The organism is Streptomyces hyaluromycini, from assembly GCF_002217755.1.
Classification (GTDB): Bacteria; Actinomycetota; Actinomycetes; order Streptomycetales; family Streptomycetaceae; genus Streptomyces; species Streptomyces hyaluromycini.
The window spans coordinates 217,457-239,670 of sequence record NZ_BCFL01000018.1 but is presented as its reverse complement, the minus strand read 5'-3'; the positions used below and the strand labels follow the sequence as shown (position 1 = coordinate 239,670).

At 71.6% G+C, this 22,214-nt stretch carries 22 protein-coding genes; 14 read left to right on the top strand and 8 right to left on the bottom strand.

Annotated elements, in window-relative coordinates:
• Window positions 1–70: 70 nt before the first annotated feature.
• Both SSP29_RS51530 and pgfA read left to right on the top strand, forming a co-directional pair.
• Window positions 71–205, top strand: coding sequence for an SPW_0924 family protein (locus tag SSP29_RS51530; protein WP_107436188.1), 135 nt, complete (start codon window positions 71–73; stop codon window positions 203–205).
• 21 nt (window positions 206–226) lie between these two features.
• A complete protein-coding gene (gene pgfA, locus SSP29_RS14240) occupies window positions 227–1,219 on the top strand; it encodes a cell envelope lipid trafficking protein PgfA (RefSeq protein WP_089100989.1) in 993 nt (330 codons plus the stop codon).
• Here pgfA and hrpB read toward each other — a convergent pair.
• Together hrpB and SSP29_RS14230 are read right to left on the bottom strand one after the other, a co-directional pair.
• A complete protein-coding gene (gene hrpB / locus SSP29_RS14235) occupies window positions 1,209–3,698 on the bottom strand; it encodes an ATP-dependent helicase HrpB (protein WP_089100988.1) in 2,490 nt (829 codons plus the stop codon). The genes pgfA and hrpB overlap by 11 nt on opposite strands.
• An 85-nt stretch (window positions 3,699–3,783) precedes the next feature.
• Window positions 3,784–4,632: a class I SAM-dependent methyltransferase gene (locus SSP29_RS14230; protein ID WP_089100987.1), complete on the bottom strand. Its 849-nt coding sequence runs from the start codon at window positions 4,630–4,632 to the stop codon at window positions 3,784–3,786.
• 368 nt (window positions 4,633–5,000) lie between these two features.
• Here SSP29_RS14230 and rpsA point away from each other — a divergent pair, with 368 nt between their 5' ends.
• The 5 genes from rpsA to SSP29_RS14205 all read left to right on the top strand — a co-directional run bounded on the left by rpsA (window position 5,001) and on the right by SSP29_RS14205 (window position 10,654).
• Entirely contained in the window at window positions 5,001–6,497 is a 1,497-nt protein-coding gene (rpsA, locus tag SSP29_RS14225) for a 30S ribosomal protein S1 (RefSeq protein ID WP_046729628.1), read from the top strand.
• A 350-nt stretch (window positions 6,498–6,847) separates the two neighbouring features.
• On the top strand, window positions 6,848–8,374 hold the full coding sequence (locus SSP29_RS14220) for a flavin monoamine oxidase family protein (RefSeq protein WP_218036907.1): 1,527 nt from the start codon (window positions 6,848–6,850) through the stop codon (window positions 8,372–8,374).
• 165 nt (window positions 8,375–8,539) lie between these two features.
• Window positions 8,540–9,478, top strand: a complete 939-nt coding sequence (locus SSP29_RS14215) for a PAC2 family protein (RefSeq protein WP_089100985.1) — start codon at window positions 8,540–8,542, stop codon at window positions 9,476–9,478.
• Window positions 9,479–9,584: 106 nt separating this feature from the next.
• Complete coding sequence (gene coaE, locus SSP29_RS14210) at window positions 9,585–10,217, top strand: dephospho-CoA kinase (protein ID WP_089100984.1); 633 nt, start codon at window positions 9,585–9,587, stop codon at window positions 10,215–10,217.
• Window positions 10,218–10,267: 50 nt separating this feature from the next.
• Window positions 10,268–10,654, top strand: coding sequence for a tetratricopeptide repeat protein (locus tag SSP29_RS14205; protein WP_089100983.1), 387 nt, complete (start codon window positions 10,268–10,270; stop codon window positions 10,652–10,654).
• 57 nt (window positions 10,655–10,711) lie between these two features.
• On the opposite strand, the gene SSP29_RS14200 is transcribed toward SSP29_RS14205, so the two are convergent.
• Entirely contained in the window at window positions 10,712–11,011 is a 300-nt protein-coding gene (locus tag SSP29_RS14200; protein ID WP_089100982.1) for a DUF6343 family protein, read from the bottom strand.
• Window positions 11,012–11,076: 65 nt separating this feature from the next.
• Here SSP29_RS14200 and SSP29_RS14195 point away from each other — a divergent pair, with 65 nt between their 5' ends.
• Both SSP29_RS14195 and SSP29_RS14190 read left to right on the top strand, forming a co-directional pair.
• Window positions 11,077–11,991, top strand: coding sequence for an acyltransferase domain-containing protein (locus tag SSP29_RS14195; protein ID WP_089100981.1), 915 nt, complete (start codon window positions 11,077–11,079; stop codon window positions 11,989–11,991).
• A gap of 115 nt (window positions 11,992–12,106) precedes the next feature.
• Window positions 12,107–12,799 (top strand): class I SAM-dependent methyltransferase, encoded by a 693-nt coding sequence (locus SSP29_RS14190; RefSeq protein ID WP_150134141.1) that lies wholly within the window; start codon window positions 12,107–12,109, stop codon window positions 12,797–12,799.
• An 88-nt stretch (window positions 12,800–12,887) separates the two neighbouring features.
• Here the strand turns inward: SSP29_RS14190 and SSP29_RS14185 are convergent, their stop codons facing one another.
• The gene (locus tag SSP29_RS14185; protein ID WP_089100980.1) at window positions 12,888–13,508 is read right to left on the bottom strand and encodes an RNA-binding S4 domain-containing protein; all 621 of its coding nucleotides are present in this window, start codon (window positions 13,506–13,508) and stop codon (window positions 12,888–12,890) included.
• A gap of 300 nt (window positions 13,509–13,808) precedes the next feature.
• Between SSP29_RS14185 and SSP29_RS14180 the strand changes: the two genes are divergently transcribed.
• On the top strand, window positions 13,809–14,510 hold the full coding sequence (locus SSP29_RS14180) for a uracil-DNA glycosylase (RefSeq protein WP_089100979.1): 702 nt from the start codon (window positions 13,809–13,811) through the stop codon (window positions 14,508–14,510).
• 22 nt (window positions 14,511–14,532) lie between these two features.
• Here SSP29_RS14180 and SSP29_RS14175 read toward each other — a convergent pair whose 3' ends face one another.
• On the bottom strand, window positions 14,533–16,005 hold the full coding sequence (locus SSP29_RS14175; protein ID WP_089101609.1) for a LamG domain-containing protein: 1,473 nt from the start codon (window positions 16,003–16,005) through the stop codon (window positions 14,533–14,535).
• Window positions 16,006–16,288: 283 nt separating this feature from the next.
• Complete coding sequence (locus SSP29_RS14170) at window positions 16,289–16,957, bottom strand: GntR family transcriptional regulator (RefSeq protein WP_089100978.1); 669 nt, start codon at window positions 16,955–16,957, stop codon at window positions 16,289–16,291.
• A gap of 180 nt (window positions 16,958–17,137) precedes the next feature.
• On the opposite strand from SSP29_RS14170, the gene SSP29_RS14165 reads away from it, so the two are divergent.
• Both SSP29_RS14165 and SSP29_RS14160 read left to right on the top strand, forming a co-directional pair.
• Window positions 17,138–18,619 carry an NCS1 family nucleobase:cation symporter-1 gene (locus SSP29_RS14165; RefSeq protein WP_089100977.1) on the top strand — a complete coding sequence of 494 codons (1,482 nt, stop codon included), beginning with the start codon at window positions 17,138–17,140 and terminating at the stop codon, window positions 18,617–18,619.
• A gap of 5 nt (window positions 18,620–18,624) precedes the next feature.
• Window positions 18,625–19,353 (top strand): aspartate/glutamate racemase family protein, encoded by a 729-nt coding sequence (locus SSP29_RS14160; RefSeq protein WP_089100976.1) that lies wholly within the window; start codon window positions 18,625–18,627, stop codon window positions 19,351–19,353.
• A gap of 42 nt (window positions 19,354–19,395) precedes the next feature.
• On the opposite strand, the gene SSP29_RS14155 is transcribed toward SSP29_RS14160, so the two are convergent.
• Together SSP29_RS14155 and SSP29_RS14150 are read right to left on the bottom strand one after the other, a co-directional pair.
• On the bottom strand, window positions 19,396–19,848 hold the full coding sequence (locus SSP29_RS14155) for a GNAT family N-acetyltransferase (protein WP_089100975.1): 453 nt from the start codon (window positions 19,846–19,848) through the stop codon (window positions 19,396–19,398).
• Window positions 19,845–20,258 carry a RidA family protein gene (locus SSP29_RS14150; protein WP_089100974.1) on the bottom strand — a complete coding sequence of 138 codons (414 nt, stop codon included), beginning with the start codon at window positions 20,256–20,258 and terminating at the stop codon, window positions 19,845–19,847. Before SSP29_RS14150 ends, SSP29_RS14155 begins: the two co-directional genes overlap by 4 nt.
• 186 nt (window positions 20,259–20,444) lie before the next feature.
• Here SSP29_RS14150 and SSP29_RS14145 point away from each other — a divergent pair, with 186 nt between their 5' ends.
• Together SSP29_RS14145 and SSP29_RS14140 are read left to right on the top strand one after the other, a co-directional pair.
• Complete coding sequence (locus SSP29_RS14145) at window positions 20,445–21,212, top strand: nucleotidyltransferase domain-containing protein (RefSeq protein WP_089101608.1); 768 nt, start codon at window positions 20,445–20,447, stop codon at window positions 21,210–21,212.
• Window positions 21,213–21,275: 63 nt separating this feature from the next.
• Entirely contained in the window at window positions 21,276–22,007 is a 732-nt protein-coding gene (locus SSP29_RS14140) for a DUF7873 family protein (protein ID WP_089100973.1), read from the top strand.
• Window positions 22,008–22,214: the final 207 nt, after the last annotated feature.

The window sequence follows — 22,214 nt, the reverse complement described above, 5'->3', positions numbered from 1 at the left end:
ACCCTCCCGTTGCTACGGTGCCCGGACCTGACGATCCATCAGGAAGTCGTCGGCCGTAGGGAGGCCCCGCATGCGTGCCCTGATCGCCGCCGCGACCGGTCTCGTCCTCGCGGTCGTCCTGGTCGTGACGATCAGCGCCCTGGGGTCGCCGGACGGAAAGACGTCCCCCAAGCCGCTGCTCACCACGGTGCCGTCCCACCCGTAACCGCCGCCCCGGGAGGCCGAGATGCGCCGCAAGGCCAGTCTGGTCCTGCTCGCCTGTGCCGTGTTCTTCGCGGCGCTGTCCCCGCTGCTGCGCTGGTACGCCTTCCCGCGGCTCGCCAAGATCCCGGCGAACCAGTACCAGGACATGGTCCTGGTGGCGAAGAACGCCACGCTCCTCGACTACGGCACCATGACGGCGAAGAAGGTCCCCCAGGTCACCATCGTGCAGACCCTCAAGGGCAACGTGGCGGCCGCGAAGAGGATCGAGAAGACGGCGGGCCGGGACGTCGTCGTCTGGGACGGCCTGTCCTACGTCCAGGGACCCGACGGCAAGATGGTCTCCGAGATCCCCGAGCGCTACATCTTCGACGCCCACAGCCAGGAACCCGTGCACGCCACCGGCGAGATGGTCGACGGCGACCCGGTGGCACGGGACGGCATCGAGTTCAAGTTCCCGTTCCTGACCGAGAAGCGGGACTACGAGTACTTCGACGCGCAGACCCGCACCACCAACCCCATCCACTACAAGGGGACGCAGACCTTCCGGGGCGTCAAGGTCTACTACTTCGAGCAGACCATCCCCTGGACCAAGGTCCCGATGCCCAAGAAGCTGCCGGTGCAGGGCATCACCGCCGAGTCCGTCGCCAAGACCGGCACCACCCGCTGGTACACCACGGTCCGCAGGTTCTGGGTCGAGCCGGCCACCGGGGCGCCCGTCTACGGCGAGGAGATCCACAAGGAGGAGCTGCGCGGCGGCACTCTGCTGGGCGGCCGCGCCAAGGTGACGGCGTTCGCCGGCGACGTGAAGATGCGCGAGGACTACATCGAGAGCACGGTCGCCCTGGTCAAGCACAACCGCACCCTCGTCCTGATGCTGACCTCCTACCTCCCCTGGGGGTTCCTGTCCCTCGGCATCGCGCTGCTCGCCCTCTCCCTCTACCTGGAGGCCCGCAGCCGCCGCCCGGCCGATCCGGAGCAGGTGGACTCCTCGGTGCCGGAGCCGGTCAGCGTCTGAGCCGCGCGTTGGTGTGCCGGGTGGGCTCGGCCGTGGCGGGATCCTCGGGCCAGGGATGCTTCGGATACCGCCCGCGCAGCTCGGCCCGTACGCCCTTGTACCCGTCCCTCCAGAACGAGGCGAGGTCGGCCGTGACCGCGGCGGGCCGCCCGGCCGGCGACAGCAGATGCACCAGCACCGGCACCCCGGCCACCGCGGGCGACTCCTGCAACCCGAACATCTCCTGCAACTTCACGGCGAGCACCGGCTGTTCGGAATTCCCGTAGTCGACCCGGATCCGCGACCCACTCGGCACGGGGATCCGCTCCGGCGCCAGCTCGTCCAGCCGGCCCGCCTCCCCGCCGGCCCACGGCAGCAGCCGCCGCAGCGCCTCCCCGGCGTCGATCCGCCCGAGATCGGCCCGCCGCCGGGCCCGGCCGAGCTCCGGCTCCAGCCATTCGTCCACGCGCGCGTGCAGCGCGTCGTCGGACACATCCGGCCAGGGCTCGCCGAGGTGCAGCCGGAGGAAGGCGAGCCGCTGCCGCAGCACGGCGGCGTCGGGAGTCCACCGCAACAGGCCGAGCCCTTCGCGCCGCAGCCCGTCGAGCAGCGCATCGCGGACGAGGGCCGGGTCGGCGTCCCGCAACGGCCGCACCGCGAGCTCGATCGCCCCGAGCCGCTCCACCCGCCGCGCGACGACGTCCCCGTCGGCCCAGCGGACCTCCTGGTCCTCCGCGTACAGCGACGCGGCCGCCGCCCTGGCCGTGTCCTCGTCCACCACCGCGGCGAGCCGCACGCGCGCGTGTCCGCTGCCGACGGGACGGTCCGCGACGGCCACGGCGATCCACGGCGCACCGCGCAACGGGCTGCCGTCACCGAGCTCGGCCCGGGTACCGGAGGCCATGAGGTACGACCCTCCGTCGGCCCTGGCGACCCGCTCGGGGAAGGCGAGGGCGGCGACGCGTCCCACGGTGCGGTCGTCCACGCCGGACGCCGACGCACCCTCGCCGTCCGCCTTCAGCCGCCGCACCTCCGCGAGCCAGCGCCCGGCATAGGCGTCCCCGCCCCGCCGGGCGGCGCGCAGCGCGGCCGCCAGGTCGTCCCCGTACTCCCGCGGAGCCTCCTCGCTCAGCAGCGCGACCACCTCGGCACCCCCGCCCGGGGTGTCCAGCAGCGCCCGCCCCAGCCGTGGATGCACCCCCAGCCGGGCCAGCCGCGCCCCGCGTTCCGTCGCCCGTCCGGCGGAGTCGACCGCGCCGATCGCCGTCAGCACCTCCCGCGCCGCCGCCATCGCCCCGGCCGGCGGCGGGTCCAGCAGCGCCAGCCCCGAGGCCCCCGGATCGCCCCAGCAGGCCGCCTGGAGGGCGAACGCGGTCAGGTCGGCCACCCTGATCTCCGGGGCCGGAAAGGCCGTCAGCCGGGTGTCCTCGGCCTCGGACCAGCAGCGGTACACCGCCCCCGGCGCCTCACGCCCGGCCCGCCCCGCCCGCTGCCGCCCGGCCGCGCGGGACGCCCGTACCGTCGCCAGCGCGCTCAGTCCGCGCGCGTGGTCCACCCGCGGCTCCCGGGCGAGCCCCGCGTCGACGACCACCCGTACCCCGGGGACGGTGAGCGAGGACTCGGCGACCGCGGTCGCGAGCACCACCCGGCGCCGGGCCCCGGGCGCCAGCACCGCGTCCTGCACGGAGGCCGGTGCCCTGCCGTGCACCTGGAGCACCTCCACGGCCCCGATGCCGTCCCCGATCTCGCCCAGCCGGCCGGCCACGCGCGCGATCTCGCCCACGCCCGGCAGGAAGCACAGCACGTCCCCCTCCCGCTCGGCCAGGGCCCGCCGCACCACCGAGACCACGTGCGCCAGCAGCGCCGGGTCGACGCGCATCCCGTGCGGCGGCCGTACCGGACGCGGCGGCGGCGCCCACACCGTCTCCACGGGGTACGAGACACCGGCCGCCTCGACCACCGGCGCTCCGCCCAGCAGCCGCGCCCACCCCTGCGCGTCCGTCGTCGCGGACGCGGCCACCAGGCGCAGCTCCGGCCGCAGGGTCTCCCGTACGTCCCAGAGGAAGGCCGCCACCGTGTCCGCGTCCAGATGGCGTTCGTGGCACTCGTCGAGGATCACGACGTCCACGCCGGACAGTTCCTGGTCGCGTTGCAGACGCTGCAACAGCACACCGGTCGTGACGACCTCCACGCGCGCGTGCCGTCCCACGACCCGTTCGCCGCGCACGGTGTAGCCGACGCTCCGCCCGACCTGCTCGCCGAGCAGCCAGGCCATCCGGCGGGCCGCCGCGCGGGCGGCGATCCGGCGCGGCTCGGCCACCACCACCCGCCGCGCGGACCCCTCGCCCAGCAGCCCGGCCAGCGCCAGCGGCACCAGCGTCGTCTTGCCGGTGCCGGGCGGTGCCACGAGGACGGCGGTGCCGTGTCCCTCCAGGGCGTCGCGCAGACCGGGCAGGGCCTGCCGCACGGGCAGCGCGTCCAGGGCGTCGTAACGGATCACGCCCCTAGTGTCGTACGCCCACGGAAACGCCCCTCACGCGCGCGTGCGGTTCCTTAATGGACGCCCGGTCCTGATCGGGCGACGCTCAGTCCCGCTCGCACACGAAGATCGCCGTCCCGGGAATGAGATTGCCCCGCAGCGGGGACCAGCCGCCCCACTCGGACGTGTTCCAGGCCGGCCACTCCGGCTCCACCAGGTCGACGAGCCGGAAACCCGAGGAGGCGATGTCCCGGACCCGGTCGCCGAGCGTCCGGTGGTGCTCGACGTAGACCGCGCGGCCGTCCTCGTCCTGCTCGACGTACGGCGTCCGGTCGAAGTAGGAGGCGGAGACCGAGAGCCCTTCGGGGCCGGGCTCGTCGGGGAACGCCCAGCGGATCGGGTGCGTCACCGAGAAGACGAACCGCCCGCCCGGCCGCAGCACCCGCCGCGCCTCGCGCAGCACCAGGCGCGGATCGGCGACGAAGGGAAGCGCGCCGTACGCCGAGCACACCAGGTCGAAGGAGGCGTCCGCGAAGGGCAGCGCGCCCGCGTCCGCGCAGACCAGGGGAAACGATCCGCCGATGCGCAGCGCGTGCTGGAGCTGGCGGTGCGAGAGGTCCAGGGCGACCGGGCGGGCGCCCTGGGCGGCCAGCCAGCGCGAGCACTGGGCCGCGCCGGCGCCGATCTCCAGGACGTCCTTGCCCTTCAGCTCCTCCGGCGGGCCGAGCAGCTCCGCCTCCACCTCGTCGAGGCCCTCGGGGCCCCACACGAAACGGTCGTCGCCGAGGAACGTGCCGTGCTCGACCTGGTACTCGTCGGCGTTGCGGTCCCACCAGCCCCGGTTGGCCCGGCTGCTCTCCGCGACCCCGGCGGCACGCCGGGTGGCTTCCGGTTCGGCCTCGGCGCCGGTCGTCGCACCGGCCTCCGCGAGGTCGAACGAATCGGGCTCTTGGATGATCGGCTCCCTCGTCGTACTCTTCCGTGCAACCCCGTCAGGGGTGTGTCACGGAGGGGGTCCCTCAGGCCTGCGTGGCCTGGTGGGACGTTTCTTGTGCCGGGAATGCGGTGATCCGCCCCGGGTGTGCGCCTTCGCGCATTGACCCTGCCCGGCTGCCCCCGTATGCTACAAGTTGCGCTGCGGGCCTGCGCACCTCAGACGTAGCAGGCTGCGCTCGCATCTGTATGTATGTCCCCTCGGTTGTCGAGGCGTCACCGGTGTTTCGGGTGGCGCTTCCCAGGCTGTCCGGCTTCTGCAGAGCGAAACAGGCTCCCGGCGTAAGCAGTACCTACGACTTCAATGTCCGTACCGGAGCCCTTTCTCACATGACGAGCAGCACCGAGACCACCGCCACCACCCCGCAGGTAGCGGTCAACGACATCGGTAACGAGGAAGCCTTCCTCGCCGCGATCGACGAGACGATCAAGTACTTCAACGACGGCGACATCGTCGACGGCGTCATCGTGAAGGTCGACCGGGACGAGGTCCTGCTCGACATCGGTTACAAGACCGAAGGTGTCATCCCGAGCCGCGAGCTCTCGATCAAGCACGACGTCGACCCCAACGAGGTCGTCGCCGTCGGTGACGAGATCGAGGCCCTTGTCCTCCAGAAGGAGGACAAGGAAGGCCGCCTGATCCTCTCGAAGAAGCGCGCCCAGTACGAGCGTGCCTGGGGCACCATCGAGAAGATCAAGGAAGAGGACGGCATCGTCACCGGTACCGTCATCGAGGTCGTCAAGGGTGGTCTCATCCTCGACATCGGCCTCCGTGGCTTCCTCCCGGCCTCCCTGGTCGAGATGCGCCGCGTCCGCGACCTCCAGCCCTACGTGGGCAAGGAGCTCGAGGCGAAGATCATCGAGCTGGACAAGAACCGCAACAACGTGGTCCTGTCTCGCCGTGCCTGGCTGGAGCAGACCCAGTCCGAGGTCCGCCAGACGTTCCTCACGACCCTCCAGAAGGGTCAGGTCCGCTCCGGTGTGGTCTCCTCGATCGTCAACTTCGGTGCCTTCGTGGACCTGGGTGGCGTCGACGGTCTGGTCCACGTCTCCGAGCTGTCCTGGAAGCACATCGACCACCCGTCCGAGGTTGTCGAGGTCGGCCAGGAGGTCACCGTCGAGGTCCTCGACGTCGACATGGACCGCGAGCGCGTCTCCCTGTCGCTGAAGGCGACCCAGGAAGACCCGTGGCAGCAGTTCGCCCGCACCCACCAGATCGGCCAGGTCGTGCCCGGTAAGGTCACGAAGCTGGTTCCGTTCGGTGCGTTCGTCCGCGTCGACGAGGGCATCGAGGGTCTGGTCCACATCTCCGAACTGGCCGAGCGCCACGTGGAGATCCCGGAGCAGGTCGTCCAGGTCAACGACGAGATCTTCGTCAAGGTCATCGACATCGACCTCGAGCGCCGCCGCATCAGCCTCTCGCTGAAGCAGGCCAACGAGGCCTTCGGTGCCGACCCGGCCACGGTCGAGTTCGACCCGACCCTGTACGGCATGGCCGCGTCCTACGACGACCAGGGCAACTACATCTACCCCGAGGGCTTCGACCCCGAGACCAACGACTGGCTCGAGGGCTACGAGACCCAGCGCGAGGCGTGGGAGCACCAGTACGCCGAGGCGCAGCAGCGCTTCGAGCAGCACCAGCAGCAGGTCATCAAGAGCCGCGAGGCCGACGCCGCTGCCGCTGCCGAGGGTGGCGACGCCGCGGGTGCGGCTCCGGCCGCGGGTGGCGGTTCGTACTCCTCCGAGGGCGCCGACACCTCCGGTGCGCTGGCCTCGGACGAGGCGCTGGCCGCGCTGCGCGAGAAGCTCGCGGGTGGCCAGAGCTGAACGCTCACTGAGCTGTAGCTCCTGACCGAGGGGCCGTACCTTTCGAGGTGCGGCCCCTTGGTGTTGTCCGGTTGTACTTCGGCCGGCGGCCGGTGGGGGCTGGGCGCGCCCACGCGGCGGAGCCGCAAATGAATACAGCCCCGCGCCCCCAAGGGAGTTGGCTTGGCCGCCGGTCGAAACGTGTGGGATACACGAATAGCCGCTGGGCCGTAACGCGGCGCTGGGACGCTTCCCCGGTCTTCGTTCAAGATCGGAAGGGGAGTCGCGTCATGACACAGCCTCAGTACAGGTCGGGGACGAGTCGGCGGTCGTTTCTGAGGAACGTCGGCCTCACCGGCGGCGCCGGCGCCATGTTCGCCACCATGGGAGCCCTCGGGCTCGCCCCCACCGCCCAGGCCGCCCAGCGCGAACAGCCCTTCCGGGCGCTCAGCGCGAGCGACTTCACCCTCACCGGGCGCGCGGCCGCCAGGGTCGTCGTCCTCGGCGGTGGCATCGCCGGCCTCGCGACCGCCTACGAACTGGGCAAGGCCGGCTACGACTGTACGATCCTGGAGGCCAGGGACCGTACCGGCGGACGCAACTTCACCGTGCGCGGCGGTGACTCGACCACCGACCTCTACGGCAACACGCAGACCGCGCGGTTCGCCGACGGCCACTACATGAACGCCGGACCGGCCCGGATCCCGCAGTGGATGATCACCCTCGACTACTGCCGTGAACTCGGCGTCCCCATCCAGGTGTTCACGAACATCAACGCCGACGCCTACATCTACAACGAGTCCGCCGGCATGACGAAGCCGGAGCGGTACCGCACCGCCAAGGCCGACGTGTACGGCTACGTCTCGGAGTTGCTCGCCAAAGCCACGAACAAGGGTGCGCTGGACAAGGAGTTGACGGCCACCGACCAGGAGCGGCTCGTCGAGTTCCTCAAGGACTGGGGCGAACTCGGCGACACGCTGACGTACGAGGGCGGGGAGCGGCGCGGATACACGACCGTACCGGCCGCCGCCGGCACCCCCGGTGTGCTCCTCGGCGACGTCCCGACCGCCTCCGCGGTGCTCGCGAGCGGTGTCGGACGCTATTTCTCCTTCGAGTTCGGCTTCGACCAGGCGATGCTGATGTTCCAGCCGGTCGGCGGCATGGACCAGATACCGAAGGCGCTCACCCGGGCGATCGGCGCCCATCGCATCCGCACCGGAGCCGCCGTCTCCAAGATCACCGACACGGGGCACGGTGTCACCGTGACGTACACCCAGGGCGGCCGTACCAAGGTCGTCGAGGCCGACTACTGCGTGGCCGCCATGCCGCCCAACATCCTCGCCAAGGTGGCGCACAACCTGGGCTCCGGAGTGCAGAGCGCCCTGGAGGCCGTCACCCCGTCGTCGGCGGCCAAGATCGGCCTGGAGTACGGCTCCCGCTGGTGGGAGCTGGACCACAACATCTACGGCGGCATCACCGAGACCGACCAGGACGTCACCCACATCTGGCACCCCTCGTACGGCTTCCACGGCGAACGGGGCGTCCTCATCGGCTACTACAACTACGACGACGACGCCGACTCCTATGCCAAGCTCACCCCGGCCCAGCGCGAACAGCGCGCGGTCGCCGCCGGCGTGAAGATCTACGGCGACAAGTACCGCACCGAACTGGTCTCCTCCTTCTCCCACCACTGGCGCCAGACACCCCACCTGGAGGCCGCCTGGCACGACACCCCCGGCGGCCCCGACGACGCGCGCTACAAGCCCCTGAACGAGCCCACCGGCCGGGTATCGTTCGCCGGCGACTGGCTCAGCTACACGGACGCCTGGCAGCACGGCGCGTTCAGCTCGGCGCGCAAGGCGGTGACGGCGCTCCACAAGCGCGTGATGACGGCCTGACCCCGGCACGCGCGCGTGACCGCGTCCGGTGCGGACGCACGCACGCGCGCGTGCACCCGCTCCCGGCATGAGAAGGCGATGAGGGGCGCCTGTTCGGGGCGCCGGCGGGAATGCCTGTGGTCAGTGCCGCGTTGACCCGTACGAACACGAGGAGGAGCGGTCACAGTGCTTGATCCGCAGGGTTTGTACGCATGGGAGCCGAAGGGGCTGGCAGTCGTCGACATGGCGCTGGCCCAGGAGTCGGCCGGTCTTGTCATGCTCTACCACTTCGACGGATACATCGACGCGGGCGAGACCGGCGACCAGATCGTCGACCGGCTGCTCGACTCGCTGCCCCACCAGGTCGTCGCCCGCTTCGACCACGACCGGCTCGTGGACTACCGGGCGCGCCGCCCGCTGCTGACCTTCAAGCGGGACCGCTGGACCGACTACGAGGAGCCGAGCATCGAGGTCCGGCTCGTCCAGGACGCCACCGGCGCGCCGTTCCTCCTGCTGTCCGGCCCCGAGCCCGACGTCGAGTGGGAGCGCTTCGCCGCCGCCGTCCAGCAGATCGTGGAGCGGCTCGGAGTACGCCTGTCCGTGAACTTCCACGGCATCCCGATGGGCGTCCCGCACACCCGCCCCGTCGGCCTCACCCCGCACGGCAACCGCACCGACCTCGTCCCCGGACACCGCAGCCCCTTCGACGAGGCCCAGGTGCCCGGCAGCGCCGAGGCGCTGCTCGAGTTCCGCCTCATGGAGGCCGGCCACGACGTCCTGGGCGTCGCCGCGCACGTGCCGCATTACATCGCCCGCTCGCCCTACCCGGACGCCGCCCTGACCGTCCTGGAGGCCGTCACGGGCGCCACCGGCCTGGTGCTCCCCGGTATCGCGCACGCCCTGCGCACGGACGCGTACCGCACGCAGACAGAGATCGACAGCCAGATCCAGGAGGGTGACGAGGAGCTCACCGCCCTGGTGCAGGGACTTGAGCACCAGTACGACGCGGCCGCGGGCGCCGAGACCCGGGGCAACATGCTCGCCGAGCCGGTGGAGATCCCCTCCGCGGACGAGATCGGCCTCGAGTTCGAGCGCTTCCTCGCGGAGCGCGAGGGCGACAACTGAGGCCCGCCCGCACGCGACCCGCGCCGGCCGGGCGGCAAGCCATGGCCGGGGCGGCGACCGAGACCCGTGAGGGCCGGTGTCGGTGGCAGGGCCTAAGCTTCGGGGCATGCTGAAAGTTGGCCTCACCGGCGGGATCGGCGCCGGCAAGAGCGAGGTGTCCCGGCTGCTCGTCGGGCACGGCGCGGTGCTGATCGACGCGGACCGCATCGCGCGTGAGGTCGTCGCGCCCGGGACCCCCGGCCTGGCGGCCGTGGCCGAGGCCTTCGGACCGCAGGTGCTGGCCGCCGACGGCAGCCTGGACCGGCCGAAGCTGGGCTCGATCGTCTTCGCCGACCCCGAGAGGCTCGCCGTACTGAACTCGATCGTGCACCCCCTGGTCGGGGCCCGCTCCCGTGAGCTGGAGAACTCGGCCGCCGACGATGCCGTCGTGGTCCACGACGTCCCGCTCCTCGCGGAGAACGCCCTCGTGCCGCTCTACGACGTCGTGATCGTCGTGGACGCCGCCCCCGAGACCCAGCTGGACCGGCTGACACGGCTGCGGGGGATGACGGAGGAGGACGCCCGCGCGCGCATGGCCGCGCAGGCTACGCGCGAGAAGCGCCTGGAGATCGCGGACATCGTGATCGACAACGACGTCCCCCTGGACGCGCTGCAACGGCGCGTCGGGGAGGTGTGGGCCGACCTCGTGCGCCGGGCGCAGGCGTCCGGTTCGAACGAGTGGAATGCGTCTTCGAAATAGCGGACACCCGTCCGGGCGTTGAACCGCTCGAGTGAGGGAAGGACTTTGCCGTGCCCGAGACCAGCGGTTCGACCGGACGTACTCCGGAGACGCATGTCATCGACTTCCGTGCCGCCGAGCAACTGCTCAACGCACGGGACCCGCGGGGCGCGGTGAAGCTGCTCGACGGAGTGATCGCCGCACACCCCGAGAACACCGCCGCCCGGCTGCTGCGCGCACGTGCCTTCTTCGCCGCCGCGCAACTGCGCCCCGCCGAGCTGGAGTTCACCATCGTCCTGGAGCGCGAGCCGGACAACGCGTTCGCCCACTTCGCGCTCGCCCGCACCTACCAGCGCCAGGGCCGCACCGACCTCGCGATACGCCACTTCCGGCTGGCGGCCGCCCTGGACCCGAACCCGGAGTACCTGAAGGCGGCCCGCTTCGACAGCGGCGCGTGAGCCGACGGTGCGGGAGCCGACGGTGGGTGTGCGGACGATGCGTGGGCCGGTGCTTCCTCACGGATGACGGTGCTGCGGCGGTGGCCGGAACCGCGGCGGGCGGGTGTCCGCGGGCCGGTACGGCGGCACATCTCGGCCCGGCTGATAGTGCGGGCCCTGCCGGATGTGCCTGAGGATCACGGCCATGTCCACGGTGGCCACCAGCCACAGCACCCCGCAGGCCGCCGCCCAGCCGGGACGTCCGACCAGCGCGAACGCCGCCGTGCCGAAGATCGCCCAGGCCAGCCCCCACACGCTCAGCCACAACCGCGCCCGCAGCGCACTGCGGGCGGTCGCCGGTTCACTGCCTGTACGCATCCCGGATCACCACTCCTGTCTGCAACGTACTCCTCGACCTGACGTTCACCAAGGGGGACCCTGACGTGCTGCCGGACGCCGACGACCTGCCCGACCTGCTCCTCGACCTCGCCGTGCCGCACGAGGACATCAACGATCTGGTGGCACTGCGACGGGCCGTGACCGCCGACCCCGGGCTCCGGCGGCTGCTGGAAGAGGGCGCCGAGGACGTGACCGGTGTGGTGCGGGAGGTGGACGACCCGGCCGGGCTCGCCGACCGGGCCGCCCAGGCTCCGGACGCGCTGGGCGAGTACTTCCTCGTGTACGTCTTCCTCATGGCGGTGCCACACGCCCGCGCGGTGCACCGGGCGCGCGGCATTCCCGACGACGTCTCCCGGCACACGCTCGCCGACCTCGGCCGCGGCATGGCACTGCACCGCAGACGAATCGGCAGCGGCGGACTGGCGGCGCGCCAGGCGCACTGGCTCACCCGCCACTTCTGCGGCCGCCTCTACCAGCTGGGACGCCTGCAGTACGAGCGGACGTGGCTCGGCGACCGCACGGCACAGGCGATCAAGGCGGCCGGAACCGACGTGACCGGCGGCGAGCCCTCCCTGGACCTGCACATCCCCGACTTCCTCGGGCCGCTCACCCCGGTCGCCTGCGACCGCTCCGTGGACCGCGCCCGGGAGTTCTTCGCCCGGCACTTCCCCGAGGAGCCCCACACCGTCGCGACCTGCCACTCCTGGCTGCTCGATCCACAGCTGCGACAACACCTTCCGGCAGGCTCCAACATCGTCCGTTTCCAGGAGCGGTTCCGGCCCGGGTGGGTGGACCCGGAGCCGGCCGACACCACACCGGTCGGCTTCGTCTTCGGCGACCCGGACCTGCCGGTACGGGATCTGCCCCGGCGGACTTCGGTGGAGCGGGCGGTCGGCGACCATCTGCGGGCGGGCGGCCACTGGTACGTCGGGCACGGATGGTTCCCGTGGGACCGGTGACGGCCGTCGACCGAGCCCCGCTGCGGAAAAGTTCCCACCGGACGTTCGAACTACTCGAACGAGTGAACCATTGGGGTCCGGGAACGGCGGTGCGGAGACGGGCCGTTGTTCGGGCATGACGATCGAAATGCGTGAGGGGTACGAGGGAACAGGACCCGGAGCGATCACCCCGGACGGCTGCGCGGTCGAGCTCTACTCGCGCCTGGCCGTCGGGGAAGAGCCGGACATCATCGAGGCGGCGATCCCGGCCGGCGCCCGCATCCTGGAGCTGGGCTGCGGCGTGGGGCGCATGACGCACCCGCTCCTGGAGCGCGGGTTCACGGTCACGGCGGTGGACGAGTCGGCGGAGATGCTGGAGCGTGTACGCGGGGCGCGCACCATACGCGGCACCATCGAAGGGCTCGACCTGGGCGAGAAGTTCGACGTGGTCATGCTCGCGTCGTTCCTGGTGCACACCGGGGATCCGGAGGTGCGCCGGGGCATGCTGCGCACCTGCGTGGCGCACGTGGCGGACGGCGGCTGCGTGCTCATCCAGCGGGAGGGCGCGGATTACCACACGAGGGTCCCGCGGGAGCGGACCGACCCCAGCGGCTACACCGTCCGGATCGTGTCGGCCGAGCCGGTCGGGGACGGGGTGGACTCGGTGCACGCGGAGTACGAGTTCCCGGACGCGACCTGGACCCAGACCTTCCTGGCCCGGCCGCTCACCGAGGAACAGTTCGAGCAGGCGCTCGCGGAGGCGGGACTGGAGGTGGCCGAGTATCTGACCGAGGACGGGACGTGGGTGAGGGCGGTGCCGACGGCTTAGCGCGGGGGAGCCGCCGAGCGGGGAGGAGCCGGGTCACCTGGCCTGGGCGAGCCGAGCCCTGTGGGGCCGCCCCGGTTGATCACCTTGATCACCGTCCGCCGGGGTGTCCTCCACTCGCCCGGCCTGTCGAGCCCATCCCACCCGCGCCTGCCCCACCCGTGCCGGTTCCACCCATCCCGCCGAGGCCGCGCAGTCGTTCCAGTTCGCGGCGGTCGCGCTTGGTGGGGCGGCCGGTGCCGCGGTCGCGGATGCCGATGGGGGAGAAGGCCTCGCGGGGCGGGGGCGGCGGGGAGTTGTCGATGTAGCACACGGCGGCCACCGGGGCGCCGACCCGCTTGCGGATCAGCCGTTTCACGACGACGACCCGCTCCCGCCCCTCGTTGCGCAGCCGCACCTCATCGCCGACGCGCACGGAGTGGGAGGGCTTGACGCGCTCGCCGTTCACCTGGACATGCCCGCCCTTGCAGGCGGTGGCCCCCATGGAGCGGGTCTTGATCAGGCGGACGGCCCAGATCCAGCTGTCGATCCGAACGTTCTCCCCGGGAGCCGGCCCCGCGGCCTCGGCGGCTGCGACGGCCGCGGCGATCGCGGCGGGGTCGGGAGCCGGAGTGGCGGGGGCCTCGGCTCCTTCGTCAGGCCCGGCTGAGGCGGGTGCCCCGGTCCCTCCGCTCGCGAGCTCCCTGCCGTCGACCGCATCCTCAGAAGCCATGCCCCGACCTTAGCCCCCCGAGCCGACCCCGGCGGAACCGTTTTGCCGGCCCCCGCCATCGCGCCCCAAAGGAGCGCTGGGGGTACCCCCGGCCGAAGGCTGGGGGAGGAACTGCGCGATCAGCCACAGACAACCCGCGGTCGCCACCCCGCACAGACAAGCGTCGCCACCCCGCACAGCCCGGCACGGTGCTCCCGCACACCCCCGACACCCAGACCGAGCCGCTCCGGTAAACCTCGCCCTCGTCCCCCGGCCCCCTTTTTCCGCCTCCACCCGGTCGACCGGCCCTACCGTTGAAACGTGAACCGCACCCCGCGCACCCGGCTCGCTGACCTCGACCAGCGCGTCAGCGGCTGCCGTGCCTGTCCCCGCCTCGTCGCGTGGCGGGAGGACGTGGCACGTACCAAGCGCGCCGCGTTCGCAGACTGGACGTACTGGGGCCGGCCCGTTCCCGGCTTCGGGTCGGCCGACGCCCGGCTGTTGATCATCGGCCTCGCCCCGGCCGCGCACGGTGGCAACCGCACCGGCCGGATGTTCACCGGTGACCGTTCCGGTGACGTGCTGTACCAGGCGCTGTACGACGTCGGGCTCGCCTCGCAGCCGACGTCGGTGAGCGCCGACGACGGCCTGGAGCTGTACGGCGTGCGCGTCACCGCGCCCGTGCACTGCGCCCCGCCCGCCAACAAGCCGACCCCCGAGGAGCGCGACACCTGCCGCCACTGGCTGGTGGAGGAGCTGACGCTGTTGCGCCCGACGCTGCGCGCAGCCGTCGTGCTCGGCGCCTTCGGCTGGCAGGCCGCGCTGCTGGCCTTCGCGACGGCGGGCTGGACCGTGCCCCGGCCCCGCCCGGCCTTCGCCCACGGCACCCGGGTCGGCCTCGGCGGCCTGGACCTCTTCGGCTGCTTCCACGTCAGCCAGCGGAACACCTTCACCGGTCGCCTCACCCCCGAGATGCTCCGCGACGTGCTGCGGACGGCGGCGGAGGCGGCCGGACTGGGGTGAGGGCCGGCGTGAGCGGCGGGGCTCAGACGATCCGGGCCGCCGCCACCGGGCGGTCGTCCACCGTGTGGGTGCCGGTGGAGACCGAGGAGTTGACGCTCCAGCGGTACCGGGAGAACTCGCCGGTGGTGTCGGAGGCGTAGAACATCATGTGGCCGATGCCGACGCCCTGGAAGCTCTCGCCGTCCACGTTGCCGACCATGCGGGTGTCCGGGTATCGGGGGTAGTTGCTGAGGCCGTAGACACCGTGCGGGTCGGAGGTGCAGTCGACGATCTCGACGGCGTACTGGGTCTCGCCGGTGAAGTCGGCGACCCCGCTGAAGACGCCCTTGACCTCGCGGACCATGACGATGTGCCCGGTGTTCTCCGCGTCCTGCCCGTTGTAGTCGACGGCGATCAGATCGCCCGGCAGCAGCTCGGTGACCTTGCGGATGCGGCGGAAGCGCGGGCCGGCGGTGCCGTTCCGGAACGCCGAGCAGTAGTCGGCGGCCTCCGGGCCCTTCTCCTGGAAGTACTGGACGAAGTAGGCGTCGGTGGCCCAGCCGTAGGTGTGCTTGAGCAGCGCCGTGACGAAGGACGAGCAGCGGGCCCGGGCCACCCAGCCGGCGAGGTCGTCCGGGCGGCCCCAGGTCACGGTCGCCGACGTGTCCGTCAGATAGACGTTGTTGGCGCGTGCCGTCCGCCCGCTGACCAGGGCGATCTCATCGGCGTCGAGGGCACGGCCGTAGGCGCGGACGTCGTCGATCGTGCCCTTGAAGCGGTTCACGTAACCGCCGTCCCAGCGGGCCCGGCCGATGCTGAAGCCCTGGGGCGCGGCCCAGGACAGGGTGTTGTCGGCGCTGCCTTCCAGGACGCCGTTCACATAGAGCTGGACGCGGGTGCCGTCCCAGACGCCTGCCAGGTGGGTCCAGACTCCCGTCTTCGTCACCGGGGCGGCGGCGAGCGCCGAGACCTTGGTGCTCTGGTCCTCGCTGCGCACCTTGAACGCCCAGGTCCCGGCCGCGTCGTCGTACTGGAGCAGGAAGCGGCTGGCGCTGCCGCCGTCCTGGCTCACGGCCGTGTACATGTTCGTGAGCACGGCGTCGTCGGCCAGCCGGACCCAGGCCGTGACCGTGAACGGGGCGGTGGTGTCCAGGACGGATGCGGTGGCGGCGTAGGCGCCGGAGGTGCCGTCGAAGCTCAGTTCGCCGCCCGCGCGCAGACTGGTCCAGCTCGTGCCGGAGCCCGGGGCGACCGGGTGTTCGAGGCCGGAGCGGTCGGCGCCGGAGCCGTCCAGCGGCCAGTGCCCGGCCAGGCCCGTCGGCAGATATCCGGCCGCCAGCAGCCGCTGGTACCGCACCAGCTGCTCGGCCTCGGCCAGATGCGGCGCGGCGACCGGGGTGAACGGCGTGTCCAGCGGCTCGTCGGCGGCGGCGGTCCCCGCACCCACCGCCATGCCGGCCACCGCGCCCATCCCCACCAGCGCGGCTCCGCCCAACAGCCCTCGTCTGCTCACCATGGTCATACCCTCCCCGTCGGGTCCGTCCGGAACCGTTTCGATCTTCACCGGCGAGGAGAACTCTAGGAGCTTCCTGTGCGAACCGGTGTTCCTGTGGAGAGCCGGGTCGGGCAGCCAAGCGGGCCCGGCGAAGTCCGCTGCGGTTCGGCAGCGCCCCCGAAGGGGCGCTGGGCGTACCCCCGGCCGAAGGCTGGGGGAGGAACTGCGCGACCAGCCACGACGGCGCCGCAGTCGGCAGTCGGCAGACGGCAGTCGGCACATCGCGGCACTTCCAGCGGAGCGCTTAGGCGCCGGTGTCCTCGCCGAACAGGTGCCGTACCGTCGACCGGTAGTTGGCCTGGACGTGGCCGAGTGCGCGGGCGCGGGCGCGGTCCGGGTCGCCGGAGGCGATCGCGTCGTACAACTCGCGGTGCTCGGTGAGGAGCTGGGGCCACTCCTCGTTCCTCCGGGTGAGCCAGCGCAGCCGGCCGTCGACCGGTTCCATGACCGAGATGAGCAGGCTGTTGCCGGCCAGGGCCAGGATCCGGTCGTGGAAACGGGTGTTGATGTCGGTGATGGTCTCGGCGTCGCCCGCCTCGGTCGCCGTGGCCGCCCGGTCGAGCAGCTCCCGCAGCTCGGCCAGCGCCTCCGGGGTCGCCCGCGCCGCCGCCAGCCCGGCCGCGTACACCTCCAACGCCTCGCGCAGCTCGAAGAGTTCCTTGACGTCGGTCGGGGTCAGCCGGCGGACGACCGTACGGCGGGCCGACTCGAAGAGGACGAAGCCCTCGGCGACCAGGGCCCGGATCGCCTCCCGGACCGGTACCCGGGAGACCCCGAACCGCTCGGCGAGCTCCCGTTCCACCAGCCGGTCACCAGGGCCGAGGCGCCCCGCGATGATGTCCTGCCGCAGGGTCGCGAGGACGCGCTCGCGCACCGCGCCCAGGGGTTCGATCTTCGTGGTGGGGGAGCCCATGAGGTCATTTTCGCCGACCCGGGGGGCTTTTACGGAGCCGTAACGGGACCGACATCGGTCGGAACGCTTGACGGGAGCACCATGACAGCAGTTTGGTATACCAAAAGTTGGCGTACCTGACGCTCACCGCACCCGGCAGCCGTCCTCCTCCCTCCCCGCCCCGTAGTCCCTGGAGGCCCCGTGTCCCTCGCCGACCGCGCCGAAGCCACCGGCGCACCCGCGTTCGCCCCCGACCCCCGGCTCACCAACGAAGACCTCGCCCCCGCCGAGCAGCGGAACTGGAAGGTCTTCGACCTCTTCGCCATGTGGATGTCCGACGTCCACAACCTCGGCAACTACACCTTCGCCGCCGGCCTGCTGGTCCTCGGCATGAACGTCTGGCAGGTCTTCACCTCCCTCCTCGTCGGCTTCGTGCTCATCTACGTCGGCATGAACTGGATGGGGAGGATCGGCCAGCGCCACGGCGTGCCGTTCCCAGTGGTGAGCCGGATCAGCTTCGGCGTCTGGGGCGCCAACATCCCGGCGCTGATCAGGGCCGTGATCGCCATCATGTGGTACGGCATCCAGACCTATCTGGCGTCCGTCGCCGTCAACGTGATGCTGCTGGCGGCCTGGCCGGGCCTGAAGTCCCTGACGGAGAGCTCCTTCCTGGGCCTGGACACGCTCGGCTGGATCTCCTTCGTCTCGCTCTGGCTGATCCAGGCGGCGATCATCAGCCGGGGCATGGAGACGATCCGCAGGTTCCAGGACTTCTGCGGCCCGGCGATCTGGCTGGTCATGATCGCCCTCGCGGTCTGGATCCTGGCCAAGGCCCACTGGACCATCTCGCTCACCTCCACCCCGCACCCGGTCTCCACCGGCGAGCAGTGGCGGCAGTGGTTCGGCGCGATCGGCCTGATCCTGGCCACCTACGGCACCCTGATGCTCAACTTCTGCGACTTCTCGCGCTTCGCCCCGGACTACCGCACCGTCCGCCGCGGCAACTTCTGGGGCCTGCCGATCAACTCCACGGCCTTCGTGGTCGTCTCCGTGATCGTCACGGCCGGCTCCCTGGAGGTCTTCGGCGAGGCCATCACCGACCCGGCCGAACTGGTCGCCAAGGTCGGCAACACCTGGGTCCTGGTCGTGGCGGCGCTGACCTTCGCGGTCGCCACGATGGGCGTCAACATCGTCGCCAACTTCGTCTCGCCGGCGTACGACCTGGCCAACGTCTGGCCGCAGAAGATCAGCTTCAGGGTCGGCGGCATGATCAGCACCGTCGCGGCCCTGGTCGTCACCCCCTGGAACCTCTTCTCCAACCCCACCGTCGTCAACTACTTCCTCGGCGGTCTCGGTGCCTTCCTGGGCCCGCTGTTCGGCGTGATCATGGTCGACTACTACTGGGTCAAGCGCGGCCGGGTGGACGTCCGGGAACTCTTCGACGCGACTCCCGGCTCCCCGTACCACTACCGCAAGGGCGTCAACCCCAAGGCCCTGTGGGCGTTCCTGCCCTCGGCGGCGGTCGCGGCCGTGCTCGCGCTGGTGAAGACGTTCAGCGACGTGGCGCCGTACTCCTGGTTCATCGGCACGGCGCTGGCCGCGGGCCTCTACCTGACGCTGTGCCGCGGTGACCGCGCCCCGGCCCCCGCCCCCGCCCCCGTCACCGTGGCCGAGGAGGTCTGAAGGACGTGCGGATCGTCGTCACCAACTGCAACACCACGCAGGAGATGACCGCGGAGATCGTACGAGGTGCCCGGGCCGCCGCAGGCCCGGGCACCGCCGTGACCGGGCTGACCCCGGCCTGGGGACCCGAGTCGGCGGAGGGCTGGCTCGACAGCTACCTGTCGGCGGCCGCGGTCCTGGACGCGCTGCGGACGTACGGCGGTCCGCCGTACGACGCGGTGGTCCTGGCCGGCTTCGGCGAGCACGGGCGCGAGGGCGTACGGGAGCTGGTGGACGTACCCGTCGTCGACATCACCGAGGCCGCGGCCCACCTGGCCTGTCTGCTGGGCCGCCGGTACGGCGTCGTCACCACCCTGGACCGGTCGCGCGGGCAGATCGAGGACAGCCTGGAGACCGCCGGGGTGGCCCGCAACTGCGTCGCCGTCGCCGGCACCGGACTCGGCGTCCTCGACCTCGCCGCTGACCCCGGGCGCACGGAGGCCGCGTTCCTCGCGGCGGCCGAGCGGGTCCGGGACGCCGGCGCCGAGGTCCTGGTCCTCGGCTGTGCCGGGATGACGGGGCTGCAGCGCGTGGTGGGGGAGAAGCTCGGGGTTCCGGTGGTCGACGGCGTCGGCGCGGCGGTGAAGCTGGCCGAGTCGCTGGTGACGCTGGGACTCACGACCAGCCGGGCGGGGAGCTACCGGAAGCCGCTGGCGAAGCGACGGGTGTGGGGGGCCGCACCCGGGCGGCCGTAGCGAGGCGGCCGTAGTGGGGCCGCCGTAGCGGGAAGGTCCGGGTCAGGGCGTCCACACGTACCGCACATCCGGCTCCCGCTCCTCGTTCCCGCTGCCGTCCGTGTACTCGACGGCGACGAAGCCGTGCCGCTCGTAGAAGCGGTGGGCGGGCTTGTTGACCTGGAAGGTCCAGAGCGTGAGCCCCTGCGGGGAGCGCTCCTTGGCCAGCGCGACGAACCGGTCACCGATGCCGCGGCCCCGCCACTCGGGGGCCAGATACAGCTGCGACAGCAGATCCCCCGCGAGGACCATCATCCCGACGACCCGGCCACCGGCCTCCGCCAGCCACGTCTCCCGCTCCGGCACCACGACGTCCCGGATGTACGCGCGCACCTCGTCGTCCGAGCGCGGCCGGACGACGGTGGGCAGGGCGGTGCTGTACGACCGCAGGTAGACATCGGCGACCCCGGCGGCGTCCGGTCCGCCGGCGCGGCGCAGTGCGACCTCGGCGTTCATCCCTGCGTCCCCTCCGGTACGACGGCGGTGGCCGTGATCTCCACCAGCTGCCCGGTGTACCCCAGACAGGCGACCCCTACCAGCGTCGACGAGTGCGGCCCGGCACTGAGCCCGGAGGCCTCGACGACCTCCCAGACGCTGGACAGCACCGCGGGCTCACTGCTCACGACGTACACATCGGTCGTCAGCACATGCTCCAGGTCGCTGCCGACCGAGCGGAGCTGCTCCCGCAGGTTCGCGATCACCCGCTCGGCCTGCCGCGGCGGATCCCCCTCCCCGACGAGCCTCCCCTCGTCGTCCAGCGGAACGGAACCGGCGAGGAACGCGAGCTTCGTACCGGCCTCGACGACGGAGACGTGGGAGTAGCCGGGCGGCGGAAAGAGAGCCGGGGCGGTGACGCGCTGGATCACTGGGGCTCCTGAAGCGAACGACGGACGACCCGTCGATCATCCGCGCTCGCGCGGGGCGGCCGCACCCGATTTTCCCGCCGCGGGCGGCGCAGGACAGGCAGACCGCCGAAGGCACTCTCCGCCCCCCAGCGCCTTCCATTGATAACGCGTGGCACTGACAACGGGCCGCGCGGGATGCTGTGGGCCATGCCCGCCACGAACGCCGAGCCCGACCGGACCTTCCTCGCGGCCGTCACCGACCGCCTGGCCGCCCTCCCCACGGTCCGGGCCGTCGCTCTCGGCGGCTCCCGAGCCCAGGGCACCCACCGTCCCGACAGCGACTGGGACCTGGCCGTCTACTACCGCGGTCCCTTCGACCCCGCCGACCTCCGCGCCCTCGGGTGGGAGGGCGAGGTCTCCGAGGTCGGCGGGTGGGGCGGTGGTGTCTTCAACGGCGGGGCCTGGCTGACCGTCGACGGTCGCCGCGTGGACGTGCACTACCGCGATCTCGACGTGGTCGAGCGGGAGCTGGCCGAGGCGGAGGCGGGGCGGTTCCGGGTGGAGCCGTTGCTGTTCCATCTCGCCGGGATCCCCAGCTACCTGGTCGTCGCCGAGCTGGCGGTCAACCGCGTGCTCAGCGGCACCCTGCCCCGCCCGGCGGCCTATCCCGAACGACTGCGTGCCACCGCCCCCGAACACTGGCGTGGTGTCGCCCGCGCCACCCTCGCCTACGCGAAGGCCAACCACGCCCCGAACGGCCGCCTCACCGAGGTCGCCGGCGCCGTCGCCACGGCCGCCCTCCAGACCGGTCACGCCGTTCTCGCGGCCCGGGGGGAGTGGGTGACGAACGAGAAACGGCTGCTGGAGCGGGCCGGGCTGCGGGGCGTCGACGACATCCTCGGCGGATTGCGGGCGGAATCCGTGGAGTTGGCCGGAGCCGTTGCCGGGGCAGAGCTGCTATTCGGATTCGGGTGACGTATCCGTCCGCTCGAAATAATGGTTGGGAATAGGCCAGTTGCCGCTGCTACCGTCCTTCACGTGGCGAAACTCAATCAGATCATCGCGGTCGAGAAGGGCATCAAGTCCAAGGCTCACCAGGACCTGACATCGGCTCATCACGGGTTGCAGAAGCCCGCGTTGCTGGCCGGTATCTCGCGGACGTATCAGCCGAAGGACGAGGAGGGCGAGCAGCTGCCGCCCGAGTCCACGCGGGTTCAGGTCAAGGCCGAGGACGTGCTGCGGGAGACCTCGGCCACGCTGACGCGGCTCTTCGACGTGACCGCCACCAAGGACTGGGCGAACTGCGAGGCCAGGGCCGATGTGAAGGTGGACGGGCGGGTGCTGGTCACCGACGTGCCCGTCGCCTATCTGCTGTTCCTGGAGAAGCAGCTCGTCGACCTCAACACCTTCGTACGGAAGCTGCCCGTGCTCGACGCCTCCGAGTCGTGGGTCCAGGATCCCTCCACCGACGCCTGGAAGACCGAGCCCGTGCGCACCCTGCGCACCAAGAAGGTGCCTCGCAACCACGTGAAGGCCGAGGCCACCGAGAAGCATCCGGCCCAGGTCGAGGTGTACTACGAGGACATTCCGGTGGGGTATTGGACCACCGTGAAGTTCTCGGGCGCCCTGCCCGCACGGCGCGTCAACGAACTCCTCGACCGGGTCGAGAAGTTGCAGCAGGCGGTCAAGTTCGCCCGTGAGGAGGCGAACGGCGCCGACGTCGTCGACCAGCGGGTCGGGGACGCCGTGTTCGGCTATCTCTTCGGATAGCCTTTCCAGACTCCCCGGCCCCTGCGGCCGGGGTGCGCGAGGAGCGCAAAGCTGAAGCTGAGCCTTGTCGTGAAGAGCGGTCGTACCCACAAGTGCACACCACGCATGCCGTGCACACCGGGCGGACCGCGTTGAATCTCAGACTCTCGCTCCAGACTCAGCATTCGCCGCCGATCGCCGGATCGACCGGGCCCGGGCCCCAGTACG